The organism is Bacillus sp. FSL R5-0397, from assembly GCF_038593395.1.
GTDB classification, from domain to species: Bacteria; Bacillota; Bacilli; order Bacillales; family Bacillaceae; genus Bacillus; species Bacillus altitudinis.
On the sequence record NZ_CP151992.1, the window covers coordinates 18,601 to 43,877 of the forward strand.

A 25,277-nucleotide genomic window follows, 5' to 3' on the forward strand; every position below is an offset into this window, starting at 1 on the left:
TATATGTGAGAGCAGTTTTTTTATCGTTAAAAGAAAAGAGATTGTTTGTGGTTTTGAGGTGTAGACAAGGCCTGCTGAAAAATACCACATAACTTTTCCATACCTTCCGTCAGTGCCTTTTCATTCACATAAGAAAAACTGAGACGTATATAATTCTGCTTCGGCTCCCCAGGATAGCAGACAGAGCCAGGCAGGAAGGTGATTTGCTGCTTCCGTGCCTCATGTAATAGGGCACGTGTATCGACCCAGGAAGGAAAGCTAAGCCACAAATTGAGCCCGCCCTGTGGGATTTGCCACGTGACGTCCTTTGGCGCATGCTTTGTCAACACATCCATCATCAAATCGCGTCTCACCTTCAAGGCAGTTCTTAATTTTTTCGTATGATCGATCATTTTCTTGGAAGTGAGAAACGGTAAGATCGCCTTTTGGGTGAGAAGCGGGCTACCTAAATCATTATTGGCTTTTGCTGCTAATAAACGGTTAAATATAGAGCCTGACGCTGTAATAATTCCAATTCTGCATCCTGGAGCCAGTGTCTTGCTTAATCCTCGTAAATAAATGACGTGTCCATCGTGATCTAGGCTTTTAATGGGTGCCGGCGGTTTCTTTTCAAAATAAAGCTCACGATAAGGATCATCCTCTACAATGAGACAATCAATGCTTTGTGCCAGTAAAAGCAGCTGTTTTCTTCGTTTCATCGACATACTAGCGCCTGTAGGACTGTGAAAAGTAGGAATGGTATAGATGAGCTTTGGTTTATATTTATCACAAATGCTTTGAAGCTGTTTCATGTTCATTCCTTCATGATCGACAGGAACCGTAATAATTCGTGCCCCTCTCCCCATAAAGACATCAATTGCGCCTGGATAAGTGGGCGCCTCCATGACAACTACATCATCCGGCCCGATAAATGTACGTGCCACTAAATCAAGTCCTTGCTGAGAACCGCTAGTGACAAGGATATTTTCAGGAGTAGAAGGGACATCTAATTTTTCTAGAAATGATTGAATGACCTGACGAAGCTGAAGGTCACCTTGTATTTCTCCGTATTTTGACATGATTTGAGGATGCCGGGCTAGGACATGCTGCATTTCTTTTTCTAAATACCGGTTAGGTAAAAGACCAGGATCAATCATAGAGGAAGAAAGATTAATGGCTTCTTCGACATAGTGATACTGAGCGAATTGAGACCTTGGTAAATAATCTGGGATCGATAACTGCCAATCGAAAGAAGTAGATGATTGAACCGGGATGTCGGTTTGCTCATGCTGCTCATTCACAAACGTACCTTTCCCTTGTACAGTCGTTAAAAATCCGTCGTCCTTAAGCCGTGTATAGGCTTTTGCTGCTGTGACAAGACTCACATTCAGCTGTTTCGCTAGATCACGTACAGTCGGCAGCTTATCGCCTTGCTGAAGCAGACCTGATTGAATGTGATCAACGATGGAAAAGTAAATCTGATTTGAAAGAGATGTATCTGAATGTCGATGGATATCAATATGCATGAAAATCCTCCAATGGGTGTGGAATTGTTATAGATGGTTTCGAATTGTTATAGATGTATTATAACATGTTAATAACACTTAAAAGAGGGAGTGATGCTTTTTTAACTATGAAATCTTGATATATAAGGGTTTCTTCTTTTTTGTGAGCTGATTGAATTGTTATACTATTCTCTTTATTGTTATACTCTATCGCTTGTATGATAAAGGTGTTGAATCAATCGAATAGACAAATGGGAGGAAACAATTGTGAGCAATAAGGGAACTGAACGAGTAAAACGTGGAATGGCAGAAATGCAAAAAGGTGGCGTCATTATGGATGTCGTCAATGCTGAGCAGGCAAAAATCGCAGAAGAAGCAGGCGCAGTGGCAGTAATGGCACTAGAACGGGTACCAGCTGATATCCGTGCAGCAGGCGGTGTTGCCCGTATGGCAGATCCAAGAATCGTAGAAGAAGTACAAAATGCAGTAACGATTCCAGTCATGGCAAAAGCACGTATCGGCCACATCGTGGAAGCTCGTGTTCTTGAAGCACTTGGTGTTGATTATATTGATGAGAGTGAAGTGCTGACGCCCGCAGATGAGGAATTCCATTTAAATAAAAATGAATATACGGTTCCTTTCGTATGTGGCTGCCGTGATTTAGGTGAGGCGACTCGTCGTATTGCAGAAGGTGCATCTATGTTGCGTACAAAAGGTGAGCCTGGTACAGGAAATATTGTAGAAGCTGTTCGTCATATGAGAAAGGTCAATGCTCAAATTCGTAAAGTGGCGGCAATGAGTGAAGATGAATTGATGACAGAAGCCAAGAATTTAGGCGCACCTTATGAATTATTGCTTCAAATTAAAAAAGATGGCAAATTGCCAGTTGTAAACTTTGCTGCTGGAGGTGTTGCAACACCAGCAGATGCAGCATTAATGATGCAGCTTGGCGCAGATGGTGTATTTGTCGGCTCTGGTATCTTCAAATCAGACAATCCAGCTAAGTTTGCAAAAGCGATTGTAGAAGCAACGACTCATTTCACAGATTACCGTCTAATTGCAGAGCTTTCTAAAGAGCTTGGAACAGCGATGAAAGGAATTGAAATTTCAAATCTATTGCCAGAAGAGCGTATGCAAGAGCGTGGCTGGTAATTAAGGGAGCGCAAACGAACATGCTAACAATTGGTGTACTAGGGCTTCAAGGAGCGGTGAGAGAGCATATTCAATCGATTGAAGCTTGTGGCGCAGAGGGAAAGATCATCAAGCGGGTAGAGGAGTTAGAAATTGTTGACGGTCTCATTATCCCTGGTGGTGAAAGTACGACGATGAGAAGACTCATGGATACGTACCAATTCATTGAACCGATTAAAGCGTTCGCTGCTCAAGGTAAACCGATATTTGGGACTTGTGCCGGTTTGATTATGCTGGCAAAGCATATAGAAGATCGAGAAGATGCTCATCTTGGACTGTTAAATGTATCTGTTGCACGTAATTCGTTTGGCAGACAGGTAGACAGCTTTGAAGCAGATGTAGAAGTGAAAGGACTGGATGCGCCGTTTACAGGAGTGTTCATCCGTGCGCCTCATATCATCAGCGCAGATGAGGGCGTAGAGGTCATGGCTGAGTATGACGGCAGGATTGTGATGGCGAAAGAAAACAATATCTTAGGTTGTTCTTTTCATCCAGAGCTGACAGACGACCATCGGTTAACACAGCTGTTTGTTGAGATGGTGGAGTCCTATAAAACGAAGCTTGCTGTATAAAACGGTTGAAAAGAGATAAAACTTATAGTACATTAAAATCACAATCAAAGATCGAAAAAGCGTTGACGGGAAATAGTAAGAAGCCCCTCTTTCTCAGAGAGCCGATGGTTGGTGAGAATCGGTGAAAGATGCATTCTGAATCCATCCTTGAGCGAAATGCTGAAACATGAAGTAAGCATTTACGGTGATGCCGTTACAGAGGAAAGAGGAAAGCATGCTTTTGGCGTGTTTTCAATCAGGGTGGCAACGCGAGAGCTCTCGTCCCTTTCATGGGATGAGGGCTCTTTTTATTTTTCGATAAAAAAGGAGTGTTACACATGCTGGATATTAAACAACTGCGCACGGATTTTGATCAAATCAAAGAAAAATTAGCCCATCGAGGCGAAGATTTAGCGGATTTTGATAAGTTTGGTGAGCTGGATCAAAAAAGAAGAGAATTAATCGGCAAAACAGAAGTATTAAAGAGCCGAAGAAATGAAGTATCACAGCAAGTGGCTGTTCTAAAAAGAGAAAAGAAAGACGCCGATCACATTATTCAAGAAATGCGTGAGGTAGGCGATGAGATTAAGAAGTTAGATGATGAATTAAGAACAGTAGAGGAAAGCCTGCAAACCATCCTATTCTCAATTCCAAACATCCCTCATGACTCTGTACCAGTCGGTGAAACAGAAGATGACAACATTGAAGTGAGAAAATGGGGCGAACAGCCAGCCTTCTCATTTGAACCAAAGCCGCATTGGGATGTAGCCGATGAGCTGAAAATTTTGGATTTTGAACGTGCAGGAAAAGTGACAGGAAGCCGTTTCGTTTTTTATAAAGGGCTAGGCGCACGGTTAGAGCGTGCACTTTATAACTTTATGCTGGATTTACACGTAGATGAATTTGGTTTTACTGAAGTACTACCACCTTATATGGTCAACAGAGCAAGCATGACAGGAACCGGACAGCTTCCAAAGTTTGAAGAGGATGCTTTTAAAATTCGAGAAGAAGATTATTTCCTCATTCCAACGGCTGAAGTGCCAATTACGAACATGCACCGTGATGAAATTCTTGAAGGAGAGCAGCTGCCAATCAATTATGCAGCATTTAGTGCTTGCTTTAGATCAGAAGCTGGTTCTGCTGGCAGAGATACGCGCGGACTCATCCGTCAGCACCAATTTAACAAAGTAGAGCTTGTGAAATTTGTCAGACCAGAAGATTCTTATGAAGAATTAGAAAAACTAACAAACCAAGCAGAAAAAGTTCTTCAATTATTGAACCTGCCATACCGTGTCATGAGCATGTGTACAGGAGATTTAGGCTTTACGGCTGCGAAGAAATACGATATCGAAGTATGGATTCCAAGCCAAAATACGTATCGTGAAATTTCTTCTTGCAGTAACTTTGAAGCGTTCCAAGCGAGACGAGCAAACATTCGTTTCCGCCCTGAGCCTAAAGCAAAGCCAGAACACGTCCACACATTAAATGGATCTGGTTTAGCAGTAGGAAGAACTGTTGCAGCCATTTTAGAAAACTATCAACAAGAGGATGGAACAGTGATCATTCCTGAGGTGTTACGTCCTTATATGGGAAATAAAGAAGTGATAAAATAAGATGCCGTCATGGCATCTTATTCTTTTTACCTAAACTTCTACAGCTTTTCTAAAATAAGCCGATAAAAGAACTAAAAGCATCTAGGAAAGAAGGAATAACCTTGAATAGGCTTGACTATTATGTTGAAATGGCTCAATTACTCAGAAAAGTTCTAGATGAAAGTGTTCTTTTCGGCATCACTGATACAGAAAAGGTACTTTGCTATTATCCATCGACCACAGTAGATTTTGGCATTAAAGTAGGGGACGCTTTAAACCCAGAGGACCAAAACGTGGCGACGACATTAAGAGGACAAGAATATGATGGGCATTTGCCAGAGTCTTTATATGGTTATGAAATTGCTGTAAAAGGTTATCCGATTTTTGATGAAGATAGAAAAGTGATTGGCTCTTTTTTAGTGGCTTTTTCACATCATCGTGAGAAGAAATTAAGCGGCTATATGGAACATATCAATAAAGTAGCGAAAGAGTTACAAGGTGGAATTGAGCAAATTGCTGCTCATTCTCAAGAACTGGCTGCGACAAGCTTAGAAATTAGTGAACAGGCCGGAAGAGCAGAAGAGAAATCCGCAAACATTGAAGAAGTCGTCAAAACCATTGGCGGTATTGCGAGACAAACAAATCTGTTAGGACTCAATGCTGCAATTGAAGCGGCAAGAGCAGGTGAAAATGGAAAAGGCTTTGCTGTTGTTGCAGACGAGGTACGAAAGTTATCAGATGGATCAAAGGAAGCAGCTGAAACCATTAATGCATTTTTAAAAGAAATCCAAGACAGCATTGGCACTTTATCTGAAAATATCTCACAAATCAGCAGTTCAACAAACGAACAAGCTAAACAAGTGACAGACTTTACAAAGATAATTGAGTCATTAAATGATTTTAAAGAAGAGATGAATCTTTTTATAGAAGAAATTAGACAGGATACGTAAGAGATGAAGAGCAGCCGATAATCGGCTGCTTTTTATAGGCTAAACATCATACCAAAATCAAATGTTGAAAATTTTTTCGAAAAGATGTTGACTTAAAATAAGATGATATGATATATTAATTCTTGTCGATACGGAGGAATACCCAAGTCCGGCTGAAGGGATCGGTCTTGAAAACCGACAGGGGTGTCAAAGCCCGCGGGGGTTCGAATCCCTCTTCCTCCGCCATATTGATTTTACCTTAGTTGAATTGAAACGCATAAAAATTGGAAATTGTCAAACCGCTGCATTCGAGAAATGCAGCGGTTTTTTTTATTTTGTGTTAGAGCGATTTTTTTGAATAACAGAAGCAATTTCATGAAGAATTGGATCAAGTGAGCTTTCATCATGAAGTAAGTCATAATCTTCAATGTTAATTTTAATCACAGGGCACAGATCAAATTGTTCGATCCATTCTGTATATCGAGTGTACATTTCTTCCCAATATGCTCGATCGGTTTGAGTTTCCATCTCTCTCCCGCGCTCTTCAATACGATGTAATATATGATCTAAGTCCCCATGTAAGTAGATAAGGACATCTGGGTGAGGGAAGTAAGGTGTCATCACCATCGCCTCAAATAGACTCGTATACGTTTCATAGTCTACCTCTGACATGGTACCTTTGTCTGCGTGCATTTTAGCGAAAATACCAGTGTCCTCATAAATGGACCGATCTTGTACATAACCTCCACCAGACTCGAAGATTCGTTTCTGCTCCTTAAAACGTTCAGCTAGGAAATAGACCTGTAAATGAAAGCTCCATCTTTGGAAATCTGAATAAAAAGGCTCTAAGTATGGATTATCATCTACTTTTTCGAGAGAAGTTTGAAATCCTAGCTTGTCCGCTATTGTTTTCGTCATGGTCGATTTTCCGACACCAACTGTCCCTGCAATTGTAATGACAGCATCCTTTGGTATTTCAATATTTTTCATAGTACTTGCTCCTTTATGTTCTGTACAATTTGCTGGTAATCTTGCTGTGAGGAAACGAAGTCAGTATGATCGCCTTCAATTGTAATGATAGGAAGACCTGGGTCAGTTTGTTTTAAATGCTCGATGGCTAACTCATAATCTTCAATCAGGGTTTTTAAATAAGCTGGATCAATGTCTTCTTCAAAAGATCGGCCTCTCATCTTTATTCTATCAAGTAAGGTGGGAAGGCTGGCTTTTATATAGATCATGGCATTTGGTTTAGGAAGATCATCTGTCAGCAAGTGATAGATCTTTCTGTATTTATCCATGTGCTTTTTAGATAAGGTTCTTTCTGCAAAGATCATATTTTTATAGACATGATAATCAGTGACAATCGGCTGCTGTTTTTTGACATAGTTCTCTTCAATAGATTCTAACTGTTTAAACCGATTGCATAGAAAGAACATCTCAAGCTGAAAGCTCCATTGTTCCATATCTTCATAAAATTTATCTAAGAATGGATTTTCTTCTACAATTTCTTTTACTAAAGGAAATTGAAATTCCTTTGAAAGCATTGTAGCCAAGGTTGTTTTTCCGGCTCCAATTGGGCCTTCCACTGCAATAAAAGGGGCAGGATACATAGGCGTTCTCCTCTATCTATAAAGTTGTCAAACCAATGTATATTGTACCATACCCCTTCTGAGAGATAGAGCGTATGAATTACGATGTCGTTCTTTTTTCAATATTAAATTGATCTGATAACAACAACCAGTTTTGTGGGAAGGATAGACCTAATTTCCAGTAAGCAATTCCATTTAGGTTTAACTCTTTAATGAGATTAAATTTGGCTTGAATGGATCTTGCATCTTCAAACCAAACCTCGTGTTCTTTGTTGTTAGCATCTGTATAACGGAAATAAGGTGCTTGTGCTGTTTCGTCATATAAAATGGATACATTATTCTCTCTAGCAATGGCGATCGCTTGTTGAGGGCTGACGGCTTTGGCGATAGGGCCTCCTTGAACATAAGGGAGTGTCCAATCATATCCATATAAATTCTGCCCCATCACAATTTTATTGGCAGGTATGACAGTCAGTGCATATTCAATGACTTGGCGGACAGGGCCGATCGGAGAGACGGCTTGTGCAGGCCCGCCGCTGTAGCCCCACTCATAAGTCATTAGCACAACATGATCAACAATCTTTCCAATTGCTTCATAGTCATGCGCCTCATACCATTTTCCTTTCTGTTCACTGCTTGTTTTAGGAGCGAGTGCCACAGAAATAGTCCAACCCTGTTGATGAAAACGAGTTGTTGCTTCTCTTAAAAATTGAAGGTAGGCTTCTTTATCAACAGGGCGTAAATATTCAAAGTCAAAATGGATTTCTTTTAATTGATACTTTTGAGCAACGCGGACGATTTCATTTAATAATGTCGTTTTGACAGATTGATTTGTTAAAAGGATTCGCCCGAGTTCATCACTAAATTTATCATTCTCTAGATTTGTGACTACCATGGATAAAACCGTTCTGCTTTGAGCGGCAATCTGAGGCAATTGATCTAATGGTGGCTCGCGAAGTGTTCCGTCTCTTTGCGCTTGAAAACTAAAAGCGCCGAGATGTGTTAAGTATGGAGATGCCTCTCTGGCTGCTTGCTTTAAATTTTCGCTGACTTGGTTTCCGCGTGGTTCTATATAAGCATTAGAATTAATATTTCTTTTCGGTCTTTGTGGAATATAAAGCAAGAAGCGAATAGGCAATATAGCTTCAGGTCGAATCCGATTCACACGTGCCAATTCTTCTACCGAAATTTGAAATCTTCTTCCAATTTGATAAAGTGTATCATTTTGTTTGACCTCATAAAATTGACCTCTAATAGGGATGACAATTGTTTGTCCAACGACTAGTTGATTTGGTGTTTCGATGTCGTTGGTCCGAATGATTTCATTTACCGTTGTTTTAAAACGCATGGCAATCTCATTTAACGTATCTCCTCTTTTGACAACATAAATTTGAATGGTCAACGCCCCCTTTGTTATTGCTAACAATTTATGAGGGTGATGGATAAATCATGTTTGATTTTCATCCGTGATCTCTTTAGTGGTTGTGATTTTGGCGAGAAGAACGTTCTCCATCATCGTTAAAGCGTACTCGTTGTCCCTATCATCATTTGAAGCAATACAATCTTTAGGTACAGTGAGGTTGTACTCTCGCATGTAAGCGTCATTTGCAGTGAACAGGACACAGATGTTTCCGGCAATTCCAGTTAAAATAAGTTCTTGCACACCTAATTCATTTAGGAGTGTCTCTAGTGCTGTTCCGTAAAAAGCAGAGTGCTTAGGTTTAATTAAGAAGTAATCATCTTTAGATGGTGCCATTTGCTCTAAAATAGGGGCACTTCTTTCGTTTTTACATGTTTCCATAACAGCTTTGATATCAGCCTTCCAGAGTCCATAGTGGTCGTTGATATAGATAATTGGCCAATTTTTCTTGAAAGCGTGTTGTTTAAGGGCTAAAATTTTATTGGTCATTTGCTCTGTTTTTTCAGCCAGCACATGTCCCATTTCGAAATCAAAATTATTGATCATGTCAATAATAAGCAGTGCCTTTGGTTGTTTTGGCAAATCAAGACCCCCTTTAAAAGATTGTGATAATATGTTAACCTCAATATCCTTTAAAAAAACATGAAAAGAGAGCCGTGCTATGACGAAAGATGAACAGTTTATGCAAGAAGCTATTTCTGAAGCTTTGAAAGCAAAACAAATAGGAGAAGTTCCAATCGGTGCCGTCATCGTTGTTGATGATCAAATTGTAAGCCGTGCTCACAATTTAAGGGAAAGTGAACAGCGATCAATTGCTCATGCGGAATTACTTGCTATTGATGAAGCGTGTAAAATGACTGGTAGCTGGCGTTTAGAAGATGCTGTACTTTATGTTACACTCGAACCGTGCCCAATGTGTGCAGGCGCTATTGTACTTTCAAGAGTGAAAAAGGTCGTTTTTGGTGCCTATGATCCTAAAGGTGGATGTGCTGGTACTTTAATGAATTTATTGGACGATGAGCGGTTCAATCATCAGTCTGAAGTCATTGGCGGTGTGCTTGAAAATGAGTGTGGTGAGCTGTTAAGTCAGTTCTTTCGAGACCTCCGTCAGCGGAAGAAGCAAGCGAAAAGTAAATGAATGGATGTCGTTTGCAATTTTATCACTTAGAAGGTATACTTATGTCTGCGTCACCAACAATTTAATATTCATTTTGCCGTGCTAAGCGGGGAGGTAGCGGTGCCCTGTACTCGCAATCCGCTCTAGCGAGGCCGAATCCCTTCTCAAGGTTCGTTTACTTCAAGGTCTGCCTTAAATAAGTGGTGTTGACGTCTGGGTCCTGCGCAATGGGAATTCATGAACCATGTCAGGTCCGGAAGGAAGCAGCATTAAGTGAAACCTCTCATGTGCCGCAGGGTTGCCTGGGCCGAGCTAACTGTTTAAGTAACGCTTGGGGTAGCGAATCGACAGAAGGTGCACGGTAAATCAATATTAAATGTAACTCATCTAGTTTATCTAGGTGAGTTTTTTGTTGCTATTGAAAGAATATATCAGTTGTTTTGTTTATACAAATAGCAAAAAAGCCATTTTTAGGGTGAGGTTTTTTTGAAGCAATCCATAGAGGGAACGAATGTTCTTGTTGATCTGACAGACATTTTCAGAAAGCAAGAAAACACGTTTTTTAATCAAGAAAAGTAAAAAGTCTTTAAAGGAAATGCTCTTTTTCGTTTATTAGAAAATAAAGGTGTACTTTTGAATTGATCGTTGCATCATGTATAATGAACATGATGATAAATGGAGGAGGGCGTATTTGTGAGTTATCAAGCTTTATACCGAGTGTTCAGACCTCAAGTTTTTGAGGATGTTGTTGGACAAGAACACATCACAAAAACGTTGCAAAATGCCCTTTTGCAGAAAAAGTTTTCTCATGCTTACTTATTTTCAGGTCCTAGAGGAACAGGTAAAACAAGTGCTGCCAAGATTTTTGCGAAAGCAGTGAACTGTGAAAAGTCACCTGTTAGTGAGCCGTGTAATGAGTGTGATGCCTGTAGAGGGATTACGACCGGTTCGATTTCAGACGTGATTGAAATAGATGCTGCCTCAAATAACGGGGTAGATGAAATTCGGGATATACGTGATAAAGTGAAATTTGCTCCTTCAGCGGTTACATATAAGGTTTATATTATAGATGAGGTACATATGCTCTCTATCGGGGCATTTAATGCACTTCTTAAAACGCTAGAGGAACCACCTGCTCATTGTATCTTTATTTTGGCTACCACAGAGCCTCATAAGATTCCTCTTACCATCATATCAAGATGTCAGAGATTTGATTTTAAACGGATCACGACAAAAGATATTGTTGGACGAATGGAGAAAATTGTAGATGCAGAAAGCCTAAATATACAAGAGGGTTCACTCGAGATTATTGCTAGTGCGGCAGATGGAGGCATGCGTGACGCACTCAGTCTCCTTGACCAAGCGATCTCATTTAGTGGTGAACAGCTCACAATTGATGATGCACTGCTCATTACAGGTGCTGTATCTCAGCATTTCATTAGTCAGCTTGCTGAAGCCATTTTTGAGCAAAATATTGCGATAGCGCTGGATACGTTAAATGAATTGCTTCAACAGGGGAAAGATGCCGCGAAATTAATAGAGGATATGATCTTCTACTTTAGAGATATGCTTCTTTACAAAACAGCACCGGATCTTGAAGGTGTCCTTGAAAAAGTCAAAGTCGACGATAAGTTTGTGGCTCTTTCAGAACGTGTGGCACCTCAGTTTCTTTATGAAACGATTGAAGTGCTGAATAAAAGCTATCAGGAAATGAAATGGACAAACCATCCTAGAATTTTCTTTGAAGTAGCTGTGGTTAAGCTCTGTCAGTCAACGGCTGGTGCTGTATCATCTCCGGCTGATTCCGACCTAACAGCGTTAACGAATAAAATAGACAGGCTGGAACAGGAGCTATCTAGGCTAAAAGCTGAGGGTGTTCCAATGACTCAGTCTCAGAGTCCTCAAGCAAAAACGGAAGCACCTCGACCTCAAACGAGTAATAAAAATGGTTATCGTGCACCTGTCGGTCGAATTCATGAGATTTTAAAAGAAGCGAAGCGGCCGGAGCTAGAAAAAATAAAAGGCAAATGGGGAGAGCTTCTTGCCCAATTAAAACAGCAAAATAAGGTATCTCACGCTGCGCTATTAACAGATAGTGAACCAGTTGCGGCGGCAACTCATGCCTTTGTTTTAAAATTCAAATTTGAAATACATTGTAAGATGGTGGCCGAAGATAAAAGTGGTGTTCGAACCAATCTTGAGCAACTGCTAGAATCTATGCTAGGAAAAAGAGTGGAATTAGTTGGCGTTCCTGACGCTCAATGGGGTAAAATAAGAGAAGAATTTTTAAGAGATCATCAGCCTGAAGAACAAGCAGATGGTCAGGCAGCTTCTGCTGAAGAAGATCCATTAATTGCAGAAGCGAAGAAGTTAGTAGGAACCGATTTAATTGAAATTAAAGATTAATAATTAGAAAGAGAGTGGTGTTCATATGCGCGGTGGAATGGGAAATATGCAAAAAATGATGAAACAAATGCAAAAAATGCAGAAGGATATGGCTAAGGCTCAAGAAGAGCTTGCAGAAAAAGTCCTTGAAGGTACGGCAGGTGGCGGCATGGTCACTGTAAAAGTAAATGGACAAAAAGAAGTCGTTGATGTGGCGATTAATGAAGAAGTTGTTGATCCTGAAGACATCGATATGCTTCAAGACCTTGTACTTGCAGCAACAAATGATGCATTGAAAAAAGTTGATGAACTAACGAATGAAACAATGGGTCAATTCACAAAAGGAATGAACATGCCAGGTTTATTCTAGGAGGAATAACTGAAGATGCAATATCCTGAACCAATATCAAAGCTGATTGATAGCTTTATGAAATTGCCAGGAATCGGACCTAAAACTGCGGTCCGTCTGGCTTTTTTTGTTCTTAGTATGCAAGAAGATGTCGTGCTGGATTTTGCGAAGGCACTTGTTAATGCAAAGCGTAATTTAACTTATTGTTCTGTTTGCGGACATATCACCGATCAGGATCCTTGCTATATTTGTGAAGATACAAGAAGAGATCAATCTGTGATCTGTGTCGTGCAGGATCCAAAAGATGTGATCGCAATGGAAAAAATGAAAGAATACAACGGCTTATATCATGTGCTTCATGGTGCTATTTCACCAATGGACGGAATTGGGCCAGAGGATATTAAAATTCCTGACCTATTAAAAAGATTGCAAGACGATCAAGTCACAGAGGTCATTCTTGCAACCAATCCAAACATTGAGGGAGAAGCGACAGCCATGTATATCTCTAGATTGTTGAAACCATCAGGAATTAAACTCTCTCGCATTGCTCACGGACTCCCAGTAGGTGGAGATTTAGAGTATGCGGATGAAGTCACACTTTCTAAGGCTCTAGAAGGCAGACGTGAGATGTAGGAAGGAGAAGTACGGTACATGGGTTTTCTTCGCAGAAAATCAATTCGAAAAGAATTCGATGAGATATTAATTCAACAGCTTTTTAAGCAAAAGGAAGAATGGAACAGACAAAAAAAGCTTGTCGCAAATAGCGTTGAGCCTTCACCGGACATTCTATTCGAATTAAAGCTTGCTCAAGCGAAGTACTTTTTCTATCTGAGAGAAGCGAAAAAGAGAAATTTACGTTTAAACAACTGGAGATAGCAGGTCTATTTTCCATAATCCTCTCATATGCTTGTACTATTCATATGAAGAGGAGATGAGAGGATTATGGAACCTGTTATTGTGATTGGTTCAATTTTGTTAGCTGTTTTATTGTTGTTTATGTCGGGTGTTCAAGCAAATCCATTCAAATGGTTAGGGCTTATCGGAATAAAATTTGTCGCAGGCGCTCTTTTTTTATTTTGTCTCAATTTATTCGGCGAGAGTTTAGGGCTTCATGTTTCCATTAACCCTGTAACGAGCGGAATTAGTGGTTTGTTGGGCATTCCAGGTGTAGCAGCTTTAGTCGTAATTGAAAAGTTTATTATTTAATGCAAAATATTGTTGACTTTGATTATATATGGTGGTAAATTAATATACGTCGCTGATGACGAAGAAACGAAAAAACATAATAACAAAAAAGTTGTTGACACTAACAACTTGGATGTGATAAGATGTTCTAGTCGCTTCTGAAGCGGTAAACAAGTTCTTTGAAAACTAAACAAGACAAAACGTACCTGTTAATTCGAGTTTTTATAAAAAAATCCTATGATACATCATAGGTAGTCAGTCAAACGCTGACGAAAAACAAAACTTCGGTTTTGTACTTTTTCGGAGAGTTTGATCCTGGCTCAGGACGAACGCTGGCGGCGTGCCTAATACATGCAAGTCGAGCGGACAGAAGGGAGCTTGCTCCCGGATGTTAGCGGCGGACGGGTGAGTAACACGTGGGTAACCTGCCTGTAAGACTGGGATAACTCCGGGAAACCGGAGCTAATACCGGATAGTTCCTTGAACCGCATGGTTCAAGGATGAAAGACGGTTTCGGCTGTCACTTACAGATGGACCCGCGGCGCATTAGCTAGTTGGTGAGGTAACGGCTCACCAAGGCGACGATGCGTAGCCGACCTGAGAGGGTGATCGGCCACACTGGGACTGAGACACGGCCCAGACTCCTACGGGAGGCAGCAGTAGGGAATCTTCCGCAATGGACGAAAGTCTGACGGAGCAACGCCGCGTGAGTGATGAAGGTTTTCGGATCGTAAAGCTCTGTTGTTAGGGAAGAACAAGTGCAAGAGTAACTGCTTGCACCTTGACGGTACCTAACCAGAAAGCCACGGCTAACTACGTGCCAGCAGCCGCGGTAATACGTAGGTGGCAAGCGTTGTCCGGAATTATTGGGCGTAAAGGGCTCGCAGGCGGTTTCTTAAGTCTGATGTGAAAGCCCCCGGCTCAACCGGGGAGGGTCATTGGAAACTGGGAAACTTGAGTGCAGAAGAGGAGAGTGGAATTCCACGTGTAGCGGTGAAATGCGTAGAGATGTGGAGGAACACCAGTGGCGAAGGCGACTCTCTGGTCTGTAACTGACGCTGAGGAGCGAAAGCGTGGGGAGCGAACAGGATTAGATACCCTGGTAGTCCACGCCGTAAACGATGAGTGCTAAGTGTTAGGGGGTTTCCGCCCCTTAGTGCTGCAGCTAACGCATTAAGCACTCCGCCTGGGGAGTACGGTCGCAAGACTGAAACTCAAAGGAATTGACGGGGGCCCGCACAAGCGGTGGAGCATGTGGTTTAATTCGAAGCAACGCGAAGAACCTTACCAGGTCTTGACATCCTCTGACAACCCTAGAGATAGGGCTTTCCCTTCGGGGACAGAGTGACAGGTGGTGCATGGTTGTCGTCAGCTCGTGTCGTGAGATGTTGGGTTAAGTCCCGCAACGAGCGCAACCCTTGATCTTAGTTGCCAGCATTCAGTTGGGCACTCTAAGGTGACTGCCGGTGACAAACCGGAGGAAGGTGGGGATGACGTCAAATCATCATGCCCCTTATGACCTGGGCTACACACGTGCTACAATGGACAGAACAAAGGGCTGCGAGACCGCAAGGTTTAGCCAATCCCACAAATCTGTTCTCAGTTCGGATCGCAGTCTGCAACTCGACTGCGTGAAGCTGGAATCGCTAGTAATCGCGGATCAGCATGCCGCGGTGAATACGTTCCCGGGCCTTGTACACACCGCCCGTCACACCACGAGAGTTTGCAACACCCGAAGTCGGTGAGGTAACCTTTATGGAGCCAGCCGCCGAAGGTGGGGCAGATGATTGGGGTGAAGTCGTAACAAGGTAGCCGTATCGGAAGGTGCGGCTGGATCACCTCCTTTCTAAGGATATATGGAGCAGCGTACGTTTTTCGTCTTGTTTAGTTTTGAAGGAACTTGCAAAAGATCCTACAACATCATATCTTCGATATGAAAGATGGGCCTGTAGCTCAGCTGGTTAGAGCGCACGCCTGATAAGCGTGAGGTCGGTGGTTCGAGTCCACTCAGGCCCACCATCTTCTATTAAATCGGGGCCTTAGCTCAGCTGGGAGAGCGCCTGCCTTGCACGCAGGAGGTCAGCGGTTCGATCCCGCTAGGCTCCACCAACGTGTTCTTTGAAAACTAGATAACAATAAGTAATACATTCACATTGAATGCAATGCAAAGTTCATCACACATAGTGATTCTTTCTAAAGTAAGAAATGGTTAAGTTAGAAAGGGCGCACGGTGGATGCCTTGGCACTAGGAGCCGATGAAGGACGGGACGAACACCGATATGCTTCGGGGAGCTGTAAGCAAGCTTTGATCCGGAGATTTCCGAATGGGGAAACCCACTGCTCGTAATGGAGTAGTATCCATACTTGAATACATAGAGTATGAGAAGGCATACCCGGGGAACTGAAACATCTAAGTACCCGGAGGAAGAGAAAGCAAATGCGATTCCCTGAGTAGCGGCGAGCGAAACGGGAACAGCCCAAACCAAGAGGCTTGCCTCTTGGGGTTGTAGGACACTCTATACGGAGTTACAAAGGAACGATATAAGCGAAGAGGTCTGGAAAGGCCCGCCAAAGAAGGTAACAGCCCTGTAACTGAAATGTTGTTCTCTCCAGAGTGGATCCTGAGTACGGCGGAACACGTGAAATTCCGTCGGAATCCGGGAGGACCATCTCCCAAGGCTAAATACTCCCTAGTGACCGATAGTGAACCAGTACCGTGAGGGAAAGGTGAAAAGCACCCCGGAAGGGGAGTGAAATAGATCCTGAAACCGTGTGCCTACAAGTAGTCAGAGCCCGTTAACGGGTGATGGCGTGCCTTTTGTAGAATGAACCGGCGAGTTACGATCCCGTGCAAGGTTAAGCAGAAGATGCGGAGCCGCAGCGAAAGCGAGTCTGAATAGGGCGCATGAGTACGTGGTCGTAGACCCGAAACCAGGTGATCTACCCATGTCCAGGGTGAAGTTCAGGTAACACTGAATGGAGGCCCGAACCCACGCACGTTGAAAAGTGCGGGGATGAGGTGTGGGTAGGGGTGAAATGCCAATCGAACCTGGAGATAGCTGGTTCTCTCCGAAATAGCTTTAGGGCTAGCCTCAAGGTAAGAGTCTCGGAGGTAGAGCACTGATTGGACTAGGGGCCCCTACCGGGTTACCGAATTCAGTCAAACTCCGAATGCCGATGACTTATCCTTGGGAGTCAGACTGCGAGTGATAAGATCCGTAGTCGAAAGGGAAACAGCCCAGACCGCCAGCTAAGGTCCCAAAGTATACGTTAAGTGGAAAAGGATGTGGAGTTGCTTAGACAACCAGGATGTTGGCTTAGAAGCAGCCACCATTTAAAGAGTGCGTAATAGCTCACTGGTCGAGTGACTCTGCGCCGAAAATGTACCGGGGCTAAACGTATCACCGAAGCTGCGGACTGTTCTTACGAACAGTGGTAGGAGAGCGTTCTAAGTGCAGTGAAGTCAGACCGGAAGGACTGGTGGAGCGCTTAGAAGTGAGAATGCCGGTATGAGTAGCGAAAGACGGGTGAGAATCCCGTCCACCGAATGCCTAAGGTTTCCTGAGGAAGGCTCGTCCGCTCAGGGTTAGTCGGGACCTAAGCCGAGGCCGAAAGGCGTAGGCGATGGACAACAGGTTGATATTCCTGTACCACCTCCTCACCATTTGAGCAATGGGGGGACGCAGGAGGATAGGGTAAGCGCGGTATTGGATATCCGCGTCCAAGCAGTTAGGCTGGGAAATAGGCAAATCCGTTTCCCGTGAAGGCTGAGCTGTGATGGCGAGCGAAATTTAGTAGCGAAGTTCCTGATTCCACACTGCCAAGAAAAGCCTCTAGCGAGGTGAGAGGTGCCCGTACCGCAAACCGACACAGGTAGGCGAGGAGAGAATCCTAAGGTGATCGAGAGAACTCTCGTTAAGGAACTCGGCAAAATGACCCCGTAACTTCGGGAGAAGGGGTGCTTCTTAGGGTGTTAAAGCCCCGAGAAGCCGCAGTGAATAGGCCCAGGCGACTGTTTAGCAAAAACACAGGTCTCTGCGAAGCCGTAAGGCGAAGTATAGGGGCTGACGCCTGCCCGGTGCTGGAAGGTTAAGAGGAGCGCTTAGCGTAAGCGAAGGTGCGAATTGAAGCCCCAGTAAACGGCGGCCGTAACTATAACGGTCCTAAGGTAGCGAAATTCCTTGTCGGGTAAGTTCCGACCCGCACGAAAGGCGCAACGATCTGGGCACTGTCTCAACGAGAGACTCGGTGAAATTATAGTACCTGTGAAGATGCAGGTTACCCGCGACAGGACGGAAAGACCCCGTGGAGCTTTACTGCAGCCTGATATTGAATGTTGGTACAGCTTGTACAGGATAGGTAGGAGCCTTGGAAACCGGAGCGCTAGCTTCGGTGGAGGCATCGGTGGGATACTACCCTGGCTGTATTGACCTTCTAACCCGCTGCCCTTATCGGGCAGGGAGACAGTGTCAGGTGGGCAGTTTGACTGGGGCGGTCGCCTCCTAAAATGTAACGGAGGCGCCCAAAGGTTCCCTCAGAATGGTTGGAAATCATTCGCAGAGTGTAAAGGCACAAGGGAGCTTGACTGCGAGACCTACAAGTCGAGCAGGGACGAAAGTCGGGCTTAGTGATCCGGTGGTTCCGCATGGAAGGGCCATCGCTCAACGGATAAAAGCTACCCCGGGGATAACAGGCTTATCTCCCCCAAGAGTCCACATCGACGGGGAGGTTTGGCACCTCGATGTCGGCTCATCGCATCCTGGGGCTGTAGTCGGTCCCAAGGGTTGGGCTGTTCGCCCATTAAAGCGGTACGCGAGCTGGGTTCAGAACGTCGTGAGACAGTTCGGTCCCTATCCGTCGCGGGCGCAGGAAATTTGAGAGGAGCTGTCCTTAGTACGAGAGGACCGGGATGGACGCACCGCTGGTGTACCAGTTGTTCTGCCAAGGGCATCGCTGGGTAGCTATGTGCGGACGGGATAAGTGCTGAAAGCATCTAAGCATGAAGCCCCCCTCAAGATGAGATTTCCCATTCCGCAAGGAAGTAAGATCCCTGAAAGATGATCAGGTTGATAGGTCTGAGGTGGAAGCGTGGTGACACGTGGAGCTGACAGATACTAATAGATCGAGGACTTAACCTATATTCTAATGTGAAAAATGAACATTGTTATCTAGTTTTGAGAGAACATTCTCTCCATCAGGTTTGGTGGCGATAGCGAAGAGGTCACACCCGTTCCCATACCGAACACGGAAGTTAAGCTCTTCAGCGCCGATGGTAGTTGGGGGTTTCCCCCTGTGAGAGTAGGACGCCGCCAAGCTTTTCAAAGGATCAGTTCCAATCGGAACTGGTCTTTTTTGTATTTTAAAAAAGGAACAAACACTCGATCTGGCATGGATACATATACTAAACTATCATCTAAAACATTCTTAATTTTGTATACAATTGAAAGCGCTAGGGCATACTGAAGCTATAAGTGGAGGTGTCACAATGAGCAAAAAAGAGCGAGAAGCAATTTGTTTGATTTGTGAAGAGAAAAAAACAAAGGGAATTTATTTATATCATCAGTTTTTATGCCGAGATTGTGAACGGAAGTTAATTTCTACATCAACCTCGGATCCTAGTTATGCTGATTATGTAAGAAAGCTTAAAAATCTTCATACGCCGCCTTTGTATTCATAGACCATTAGATGGTCTTTTTTTATGGGCAATCGGGGATTGGGCCTGTTTTTTGGAACTTAGTTTGGACATCAACCGTAATAAATAATAAGATAAACAGAGAGCCTGATTATTCATAGGAGTCGATGAACATGAAATCAATTTTTTACACATTTGTATGGGCCGTTCTCTCTACTCTTTTTTCGCTGGTGATTTTAACTGTCAGTATTGGTGTTTTCCATCATCATGTTGGATTGTCGATACTGTATGCGATGATTGGGTGGGGTGTGATGTTTGCAGGAAGCCGATGGGCTGCCTTCCAGTTGTTTTTGAAGAAACACGGACTGTCTCGCAGTGATTATGTATATATTAAACAGCACTTAAAAGAAGCTGGGCAAAAGCTGGTTCGTTTGAAGAAAGCTTTATTTGGTGTGAAGAACGTACAGACGATCAAGCATAATTATGAAATTCTTCGGCTTGCACGACGCATCTATACGATAACAAAAAAGGAACCGAACCGGTTTTATGATGCACAGCGGTTTTATTTTGAGAGTTTGGATTCTGTTGTTGAATTAACTGAGAAATATGCACTGCTGTATAATCAGCCGAATCGTAGCCATGAGCTTGAAATGACATTAAGCCAAACTCGAGTCACGCTGACTGAACTGCAAAAGCAATTAACGAATGATTTACAGCAAGTTTTAGGAAGAGATATAGAAGCACTTCATATTGAACTTGAAGTGGCCGATAAAATGATTAAAAAATAGACATGAAAGGAGTCAAACTCGATGAAACCAGAAGATCCAGTCATACCACCAGCCCCATCTACTACAGATCTTCCGTTTCGGGTGTTTGATACCTTATCTGATGAGGAAAAGCAGGAGGCGCTACAACGAGCTGAGAAGATCCCTGACCATCCACAAAAACTGCTTTTCTATGGCACACGTGTGCAGGAACGATTGTTAGAACAATCAAAACAAATGATGCAATATGTGGAGAAAAAAGATATTGACCAAATCGGAGACGTTCTAGAAGCTTTTTTACAGCAACTGCATTTAGTGGAGCCAGAGGATTTATTGCCAAAGAAGCGAGGCTTTTTTTTAAGGTTATTTCAGCGAGGAAAGCGTTCTACTCAGGAGATCATATCTCGTTTTAAACAAGCAGAAGCACAGATAGAGAGATTGTCAGCAAGGCTTCGTTACGCAAGAGGCGTGTTAATTTCGGACCATAAGTTATTGGAGCGTTTATTTGAAGAAAATCAATCATACTTTCAAGAGATGACGTTACAGGTTGCAGCAGTTGAAGCAAAATTGTCGCTGTTAGAGCAACATGCCCTAACAGAATCACAGTCACATGATCGGACATTAGAGGAACAATTGATGAGTCGGGAAGTCGATGAAGAAGAATATATGGAGAGATTAAAAGAACGGAAGTATGATTTGTTGTTGAGCCGTCAAATCGCACTGCAATGTAATGCCCAAATTCGAATGATTCAGCATACAAACCATACATTAGCCAATCATATTCAATCAACTGTTTCCGCATCAATTCCTTTATGGATCAACCAAATGTCGATTGCGTTCAATCATATTCAGCAGCGAGCCAATTCAGCGCTTGAGCAGCGTATCCAGCAAACATATGAACAGGTATCGAAGCAGCAAGGACAGCTGCTTGCAGATGCATCCTTAACGCCTATAGATACGTTGAAAAAGGTTCAGCACCAATTGGCCGAAACATTGCAGGAAACGTTGCAGGTAAAAGAACATGGGAGCCAAGAACGAGCTCAATTAAAAAGTAGCATGCATGAGGCAGAGCAGAAGCTGGTGAATCATAAACCAATAAAGGAATGAGAATCCATCTTTCAGTTCACTTGTTTGAACGTTATAATAGATATAAGATATCGTTTAAGTGAAAAGGGTCGATTTGTTTGAAAACACCTTTATATACAGCATTATCACAACATGCGGAAAAGAAGCCCTATTCTTTTCACGTTCCGGGACATCACAATGGAGATGTCTTTTTTGATGAGGCACGGTCCTATTATGCATCCATTCTTCAGCTGGATGTGACAGAACTTGAAGGTCTAGATGATCTTCACCATCCGACTGGGGTGATTCAAGAGGCAGAGGATTTATTGGCAAAGCTATATGGAGCTAAACAAAGTTTTTTCCTTGTGAATGGCACAACCGTTGGCAATTTGGCGATGGTGATGTCTGCGTGTCAGGCTGGGGAGGGCATTTTCGTTCAGCGAAATTGTCATAAGTCTGTGTTCCATGCGATTGAGCTTGCGGGAGCGACGCCTATTATGCTAGAAACCGAGAGTGATCCGCACTTGCACGTCCCAACTCATGTGACGGAGGAAACAGTCAAACAAGCTATGGCGACACATCCTAACTGCCGGGCAATCGTTTTGACATATCCGAACTACTACGGACATGCAGCTGATTTATCAGGGCTCATTCAAATGTGTCATGAAGCTGGCATCATTGTATTAGTTGATGAGGCACATGGTGCTCATTTTGTATTAGGCGGTGCCTTTCCTCCTTCTGCCCTTTCCTATGGAGCAGACGTGGTGGTACAATCAGCACATAAAACCCTTCCGGCAATGACGATGGGGTCTTATCTCCATCTTCAAGGAGACCGAATTGATGTGAAGCGGATAAAGACGTTATTAACGATGCTTCAAAGCAGTTCACCTTCCTATCCAATTATGGCTTCGTTAGATGTGGCGAGAGCTTATGTGGAGGAGTTGAAGGGAAAAGGGTTAATGGACGAAATCATGAGAGACTTGGCAAAGCTGAAAGCACAGTTCAATATGATCTCCAATCTCGAAGTGGTTGAGTCTGACTCTTTACCTATGGATCCATTAAAATGTGTCATTCGTTCAACAAAAGGGCTGACAGGCTATGAACTCAAAAAGGTGCTTGAGTCGGTGGAGGTTCACCCAGAACTTGCGGATGAACATCAAGTCTTACTCGTTTTTGGTCTAAGGCAGACAAAGGACGTTCCTTTTACAGCTATAGAGCAGGCTCTTCAGCAAAGTGATTCATTGCTTGTAAAAAAAGAGCCTCAAACGGGATCGCTCTTCTTAGAGGACGATCAGCAAAAGCGAGATGTAGAAGCTGTTCCATTCGAAAAAGCAGCTGGCCGGATTAGTGCAGAATCGGTCATTCCCTATCCGCCTGGTATTCCTTTGATGATTAAAGGAGAACCGATTGAATCAGATCAAATTGCGACGTTAAGCCGTTTGCTTGGGCATCAAGTTCATGTGCAAGCAAGTCAGGTGATTCACCAGAGAAAATTATATGTTTATATAGAAGAGGAGACACTATGAGCGGTATGTTTATTACGTTTGAAGGGCCTGAGGGTGCTGGAAAAACGACAGTGATTCGAAAAGTGTACGAAGAAATGGAACGTCAAGGCTATGCAGTGATGGCGACACGTGAGCCTGGAGGCATTGACATTGCAGAGCAAATTCGTGAAGTCATTTTAAATGAAAAAAATACAAAAATGGACGCAAAAACAGAGGCATTGCTTTATGCAGCAGCTAGAAGGCAGCATTTGGCTGAAAAAGTAGAACCGGCATTGAAGCGGGGGGAAACTGTTTTATGTGATCGTTTTGTCGACAGCTCCCTTGCTTATCAGGGCTATGCGAGAGGGCTTGGGATTGAAGAAGTCAAATCCATTAATGATTTTGCCATTGATGGCACGATGCCGCAAATGACCATTTACTTTTCCATTACACCAGAGGAAGGTCTAAAGCGAATTGATGCCAATCAAGGAAGAGAAAAAAATCGATTAGACATGGAAACATTGAATTTTCATCAAATGGTCAGAGAAGGATATGAGCTGCTGATTGCGCAATCACCAGAACGATTCCGTGTAGTAGATGCGTCTCAGCCTGTTCAGGATGTCTTTAATGAAGTGTTTCAGCTGATTCAGGACACATTAAAGAAAAATCAAATATGACCTCATTCCCAATCGTTGTTATAATATAGAGGAAGACATCGGCATGTCACCTGTGCCTAAAATGAAGGAGGCCAATCAAATGAAATTAATTGTTGCCGTTGTACAGGATCAAGATAGCAGCAAGTTATTGAAAATATTGACCGAACATCAATTCGGCGTGACAAAATTAGCTTCGACTGGTGGATTTCTAAAGTCTGGGAACACGACTTTTATCATTGGTTGCGATGATGTCCGAGTGGATAAAGCGTTACAGCTAATCAAGGAAAATTGCCGTAAACGAGATCAAATGATCGCGCCTGTATCACCAATGGGTGGAAATGCAGATTCATATGTACCATACCCTGTTGAGGTTGAAGTTGGTGGAGCTACCGTCTTTATTCTGCCAGTTGAACAATTTCATCAATTTTAAGGATGGGTTGCTGTGAAAATTAATCAAGATATGCGGCTGCTTTTAGAAAAGCGTGAACTTCAAGCGATGAAAGGAAGCCAAACTTCAGCATCGTTTAAATCATCGATGGAGACACAAAGTGGAAAAATGCGTTTAGAGCAGCTGACAGTCATGCTGAGCGATATCGAAGTCTTCGGCAAAAAACTGACAAAGTCACGAAACCTTAAAGATTTGGCTAGGTTTAAAGGACTTGTGAAACGCTTTGTAAAAGAAACAGTCGATAATGGATTAAATATAGAGACATCAAGGAGCTTTGACATTTATGGCAACACACGAACACTCGCTTTAGTCAAAGCATTAGATGAAAAGCTGATTGAGTTAACAGAGGATATGATGAATCAAGAGAAACCCTCGATTGATTTGCTTGAACGTATTGGAGAAATAAAAGGTTTATTGATTAACCTTTACACATAGAGAGTGATAACATGGCAATTAGCTGGGATGACATGAATGATCTACAGCCGCGCGTCATGCGGCTGATTTTTAATAGTATTGATAAAGACCGACTGGCTCATGCTTACTTATTTGAAGGAAAAAAAGGGACAGGAAAGCTAGATGCTGCGATGCTTTTAGCGAAGAGCTTTTTTTGTTTGGAAGCAGGAGTGAAACCATGCGAGTCCTGTCAAAACTGCAAAAGAATTCAGTCTGGCAACCATCCAGATTTACATCTAGTGCAGCCTGACGGTCAATCAATTAAGAAGGCGCAAGTGCAGGCTTTGCAGGAGGAATTTACAAAAGCAGGCGTAGAATCGCATCGGAAAATGTATATCATTCTCCATGCGGACAAAATGACGGTCAATGCTGCGAACAGTTTATTAAAGTTCCTAGAGGAGCCCAACCGGGAAACGATGGCAATTTTAATCACTGAACAATCGCATAAAATGCTGGATACGATTATTTCAAGATGTCAGATGCTTAGCTTTCAGCCGCTGCAGCCGCAATCTTTGGAGCAGCAGCTTTTACAAGAAGGCGTGTCTCAGGATCTCGCAAGGCTTTTGTCGAATTTAACCAATAATTTAGCAGAAGCACTCGAATTAAGTCGAAATGATCAGTTTGCAGAGTCTAGAGCGAAAGTGATAAAATTGTATGAAGTCTTACACCAGCGAAAAGAACATGCATTTTTTTATATACAAGATCAATGGATGCCTTTTTTCAAAGAGAAAGACCTTCAAGAAACTGGTCTTGATATGCTTTTATTTATATATCGTGATGTATTGTCGATTCAAATAGGAAATGAAGATAAAGTCATTTATCAAGACTTATTCCAGACAATGAAGCAGCACGCGCTGCATTCCACACAGCAGATGGTGACGAATCAGATCCTTGCTGTATTAGAAGCGAAAAAGAGACTTCAATCCAACGTGAATGCCCAAGGGCTAATGGAGCAATTGGTGTTGATGTTGCAGGAGGGATAA

The 25,277-nt window shown here is 42.9% G+C and carries 23 protein-coding genes, 3 tRNA genes, 3 rRNA genes, 1 other RNA gene and 1 other annotated feature; of the genes, 25 read left to right on the forward strand and 5 right to left on the reverse strand.

Annotated elements, in window-relative coordinates; translation table 11 throughout:
- Window positions 1–26: 26 nt before the first annotated feature.
- Window positions 27–1,505: a PLP-dependent aminotransferase family protein gene (locus NSQ70_RS00080; RefSeq protein WP_008342034.1), complete on the reverse strand. Its 1,479-nt coding sequence runs from the start codon at window positions 1,503–1,505 to the stop codon at window positions 27–29.
- 246 nt (window positions 1,506–1,751) lie between these two features.
- Between NSQ70_RS00080 and pdxS the strand changes: the two genes are divergently transcribed.
- From pdxS to NSQ70_RS00105, 5 genes are all read left to right on the forward strand, one after another.
- On the forward strand, window positions 1,752–2,636 hold the full coding sequence (gene pdxS, locus NSQ70_RS00085; protein ID WP_034666107.1) for a pyridoxal 5'-phosphate synthase lyase subunit PdxS: 885 nt from the start codon (window positions 1,752–1,754) through the stop codon (window positions 2,634–2,636).
- Between the two features lie 20 nt (window positions 2,637–2,656).
- Window positions 2,657–3,247 carry a pyridoxal 5'-phosphate synthase glutaminase subunit PdxT gene (gene pdxT / locus NSQ70_RS00090; RefSeq protein ID WP_342502360.1) on the forward strand — a complete coding sequence of 197 codons (591 nt, stop codon included), beginning with the start codon at window positions 2,657–2,659 and terminating at the stop codon, window positions 3,245–3,247.
- 53 nt (window positions 3,248–3,300) lie between these two features.
- Window positions 3,301–3,516 (forward strand) — a binding site (T-box leader).
- 48 nt (window positions 3,517–3,564) lie between these two features.
- On the forward strand, window positions 3,565–4,839 hold the full coding sequence (gene serS / locus NSQ70_RS00095; protein WP_008342028.1) for a serine--tRNA ligase: 1,275 nt from the start codon (window positions 3,565–3,567) through the stop codon (window positions 4,837–4,839).
- A gap of 101 nt (window positions 4,840–4,940) precedes the next feature.
- Window positions 4,941–5,768 (forward strand): methyl-accepting chemotaxis protein, encoded by an 828-nt coding sequence (locus tag NSQ70_RS00100; protein WP_008342025.1) that lies wholly within the window; start codon window positions 4,941–4,943, stop codon window positions 5,766–5,768.
- 132 nt (window positions 5,769–5,900) lie between these two features.
- Window positions 5,901–5,993, forward strand: a tRNA-Ser gene (locus tag NSQ70_RS00105).
- An 84-nt stretch (window positions 5,994–6,077) separates the two neighbouring features.
- Here NSQ70_RS00105 and NSQ70_RS00110 read toward each other — a convergent pair.
- From NSQ70_RS00110 to NSQ70_RS00125, 4 genes are all read right to left on the reverse strand, one after another.
- The gene (locus tag NSQ70_RS00110; protein ID WP_024719578.1) at window positions 6,078–6,737 is read right to left on the reverse strand and encodes a deoxynucleoside kinase; all 660 of its coding nucleotides are present in this window, start codon (window positions 6,735–6,737) and stop codon (window positions 6,078–6,080) included.
- Entirely contained in the window at window positions 6,734–7,357 is a 624-nt protein-coding gene (locus NSQ70_RS00115; RefSeq protein WP_017366700.1) for a deoxynucleoside kinase, read from the reverse strand. Before NSQ70_RS00115 ends, NSQ70_RS00110 begins: the two co-directional genes overlap by 4 nt.
- A gap of 79 nt (window positions 7,358–7,436) precedes the next feature.
- Window positions 7,437–8,738: a glycoside hydrolase family 18 protein gene (locus tag NSQ70_RS00120; protein ID WP_035391604.1), complete on the reverse strand. Its 1,302-nt coding sequence runs from the start codon at window positions 8,736–8,738 to the stop codon at window positions 7,437–7,439.
- A gap of 45 nt (window positions 8,739–8,783) precedes the next feature.
- Window positions 8,784–9,338 carry an isochorismatase family cysteine hydrolase gene (locus tag NSQ70_RS00125; RefSeq protein WP_243173227.1) on the reverse strand — a complete coding sequence of 185 codons (555 nt, stop codon included), beginning with the start codon at window positions 9,336–9,338 and terminating at the stop codon, window positions 8,784–8,786.
- A 79-nt stretch (window positions 9,339–9,417) separates the two neighbouring features.
- On the opposite strand from NSQ70_RS00125, the gene tadA reads away from it, so the two are divergent.
- The 20 genes from tadA to holB all read left to right on the forward strand — a co-directional run bounded on the left by tadA (window position 9,418) and on the right by holB (window position 25,277).
- Window positions 9,418–9,894, forward strand: coding sequence for a tRNA adenosine(34) deaminase TadA (gene tadA / locus NSQ70_RS00130; protein ID WP_008342015.1), 477 nt, complete (start codon window positions 9,418–9,420; stop codon window positions 9,892–9,894).
- Window positions 9,895–9,970: 76 nt separating this feature from the next.
- Window positions 9,971–10,235, forward strand: an RNA gene (gene ffs, locus NSQ70_RS00135) — signal recognition particle sRNA large type.
- A gap of 331 nt (window positions 10,236–10,566) precedes the next feature.
- Entirely contained in the window at window positions 10,567–12,279 is a 1,713-nt protein-coding gene (dnaX, locus tag NSQ70_RS00140; protein ID WP_342502361.1) for a DNA polymerase III subunit gamma/tau, read from the forward strand.
- A 25-nt stretch (window positions 12,280–12,304) separates the two neighbouring features.
- Window positions 12,305–12,628: a YbaB/EbfC family nucleoid-associated protein gene (locus tag NSQ70_RS00145; protein ID WP_008342011.1), complete on the forward strand. Its 324-nt coding sequence runs from the start codon at window positions 12,305–12,307 to the stop codon at window positions 12,626–12,628.
- A 15-nt stretch (window positions 12,629–12,643) separates the two neighbouring features.
- On the forward strand, window positions 12,644–13,240 hold the full coding sequence (recR, locus tag NSQ70_RS00150) for a recombination protein RecR (protein WP_003218094.1): 597 nt from the start codon (window positions 12,644–12,646) through the stop codon (window positions 13,238–13,240).
- 18 nt (window positions 13,241–13,258) lie between these two features.
- Window positions 13,259–13,483 carry a YaaL family protein gene (locus tag NSQ70_RS00155; protein WP_008342008.1) on the forward strand — a complete coding sequence of 75 codons (225 nt, stop codon included), beginning with the start codon at window positions 13,259–13,261 and terminating at the stop codon, window positions 13,481–13,483.
- A gap of 66 nt (window positions 13,484–13,549) precedes the next feature.
- A complete protein-coding gene (locus NSQ70_RS00160; RefSeq protein WP_012009068.1) occupies window positions 13,550–13,813 on the forward strand; it encodes a pro-sigmaK processing inhibitor BofA family protein in 264 nt (87 codons plus the stop codon).
- A 276-nt stretch (window positions 13,814–14,089) separates the two neighbouring features.
- A 16S ribosomal RNA gene (locus NSQ70_RS00165) occupies window positions 14,090–15,638 on the forward strand.
- 96 nt (window positions 15,639–15,734) lie between these two features.
- Window positions 15,735–15,811 (forward strand) — tRNA-Ile (locus NSQ70_RS00170).
- A 14-nt stretch (window positions 15,812–15,825) separates the two neighbouring features.
- A tRNA-Ala gene (locus tag NSQ70_RS00175) sits at window positions 15,826–15,901 on the forward strand.
- A gap of 98 nt (window positions 15,902–15,999) precedes the next feature.
- Window positions 16,000–18,930, forward strand: a 23S ribosomal RNA gene (locus NSQ70_RS00180).
- Window positions 18,931–18,991: 61 nt separating this feature from the next.
- Window positions 18,992–19,107: ribosomal RNA gene (gene rrf, locus NSQ70_RS00185) — 5S ribosomal RNA — on the forward strand.
- Together the 16S, 23S and 5S rRNA genes with 2 tRNA genes alongside form the textbook arrangement of a ribosomal RNA operon.
- Before the next feature lie 170 nt (window positions 19,108–19,277).
- Entirely contained in the window at window positions 19,278–19,469 is a 192-nt protein-coding gene (locus NSQ70_RS00190) for a sigma factor G inhibitor Gin (protein WP_017359334.1), read from the forward strand.
- A gap of 128 nt (window positions 19,470–19,597) precedes the next feature.
- The gene (locus NSQ70_RS00195; RefSeq protein WP_212361976.1) at window positions 19,598–20,212 is read left to right on the forward strand and encodes a 5-bromo-4-chloroindolyl phosphate hydrolysis family protein; all 615 of its coding nucleotides are present in this window, start codon (window positions 19,598–19,600) and stop codon (window positions 20,210–20,212) included.
- Between the two features lie 21 nt (window positions 20,213–20,233).
- Window positions 20,234–21,295 carry a toxic anion resistance protein gene (locus NSQ70_RS00200; protein WP_326112967.1) on the forward strand — a complete coding sequence of 354 codons (1,062 nt, stop codon included), beginning with the start codon at window positions 20,234–20,236 and terminating at the stop codon, window positions 21,293–21,295.
- Window positions 21,296–21,372: 77 nt separating this feature from the next.
- Entirely contained in the window at window positions 21,373–22,779 is a 1,407-nt protein-coding gene (locus tag NSQ70_RS00205) for an aminotransferase class I/II-fold pyridoxal phosphate-dependent enzyme (protein WP_326112969.1), read from the forward strand.
- The gene (gene tmk, locus NSQ70_RS00210) at window positions 22,776–23,414 is read left to right on the forward strand and encodes a dTMP kinase (RefSeq protein ID WP_007496237.1); all 639 of its coding nucleotides are present in this window, start codon (window positions 22,776–22,778) and stop codon (window positions 23,412–23,414) included. Before NSQ70_RS00205 ends, tmk begins: the two co-directional genes overlap by 4 nt.
- A 79-nt stretch (window positions 23,415–23,493) precedes the next feature.
- Window positions 23,494–23,823 (forward strand): cyclic-di-AMP receptor, encoded by a 330-nt coding sequence (locus NSQ70_RS00215; RefSeq protein ID WP_012008640.1) that lies wholly within the window; start codon window positions 23,494–23,496, stop codon window positions 23,821–23,823.
- A 12-nt stretch (window positions 23,824–23,835) separates the two neighbouring features.
- Window positions 23,836–24,276: a YaaR family protein gene (locus NSQ70_RS00220; protein ID WP_008341898.1), complete on the forward strand. Its 441-nt coding sequence runs from the start codon at window positions 23,836–23,838 to the stop codon at window positions 24,274–24,276.
- 11 nt (window positions 24,277–24,287) lie between these two features.
- Window positions 24,288–25,277 carry a DNA polymerase III subunit delta' gene (gene holB, locus NSQ70_RS00225; RefSeq protein ID WP_041506542.1) on the forward strand — a complete coding sequence of 330 codons (990 nt, stop codon included), beginning with the start codon at window positions 24,288–24,290 and terminating at the stop codon, window positions 25,275–25,277.

Coding starts and splice junctions, on each gene's coding strand:
- NSQ70_RS00080 (WP_008342034.1), bottom strand. CDS start 1,505: ATGCATATTGATATCCATCGACATTCAGATACATCTCTTTCAAATCAG.
- pdxT (WP_342502360.1), top strand. CDS start 2,657: ATGCTAACAATTGGTGTACTAGGGCTTCAAGGAGCGGTGAGAGAGCAT.
- serS (WP_008342028.1), top strand. CDS start 3,565: ATGCTGGATATTAAACAACTGCGCACGGATTTTGATCAAATCAAAGAA.
- NSQ70_RS00110 (WP_024719578.1), bottom strand. CDS start 6,737: ATGAAAAATATTGAAATACCAAAGGATGCTGTCATTACAATTGCAGGG.
- NSQ70_RS00115 (WP_017366700.1), bottom strand. CDS start 7,357: ATGTATCCTGCCCCTTTTATTGCAGTGGAAGGCCCAATTGGAGCCGGA.
- tadA (WP_008342015.1), top strand. CDS start 9,418: ATGACGAAAGATGAACAGTTTATGCAAGAAGCTATTTCTGAAGCTTTG.
- NSQ70_RS00145 (WP_008342011.1), top strand. CDS start 12,305: ATGCGCGGTGGAATGGGAAATATGCAAAAAATGATGAAACAAATGCAA.
- recR (WP_003218094.1), top strand. CDS start 12,644: ATGCAATATCCTGAACCAATATCAAAGCTGATTGATAGCTTTATGAAA.
- NSQ70_RS00155 (WP_008342008.1), top strand. CDS start 13,259: ATGGGTTTTCTTCGCAGAAAATCAATTCGAAAAGAATTCGATGAGATA.
- NSQ70_RS00160 (WP_012009068.1), top strand. CDS start 13,550: ATGGAACCTGTTATTGTGATTGGTTCAATTTTGTTAGCTGTTTTATTG.
- NSQ70_RS00190 (WP_017359334.1), top strand. CDS start 19,278: ATGAGCAAAAAAGAGCGAGAAGCAATTTGTTTGATTTGTGAAGAGAAA.
- NSQ70_RS00195 (WP_212361976.1), top strand. CDS start 19,598: ATGAAATCAATTTTTTACACATTTGTATGGGCCGTTCTCTCTACTCTT.
- NSQ70_RS00200 (WP_326112967.1), top strand. CDS start 20,234: ATGAAACCAGAAGATCCAGTCATACCACCAGCCCCATCTACTACAGAT.
- tmk (WP_007496237.1), top strand. CDS start 22,776: ATGAGCGGTATGTTTATTACGTTTGAAGGGCCTGAGGGTGCTGGAAAA.
- NSQ70_RS00215 (WP_012008640.1), top strand. CDS start 23,494: ATGAAATTAATTGTTGCCGTTGTACAGGATCAAGATAGCAGCAAGTTA.
- holB (WP_041506542.1), top strand. CDS start 24,288: ATGGCAATTAGCTGGGATGACATGAATGATCTACAGCCGCGCGTCATG.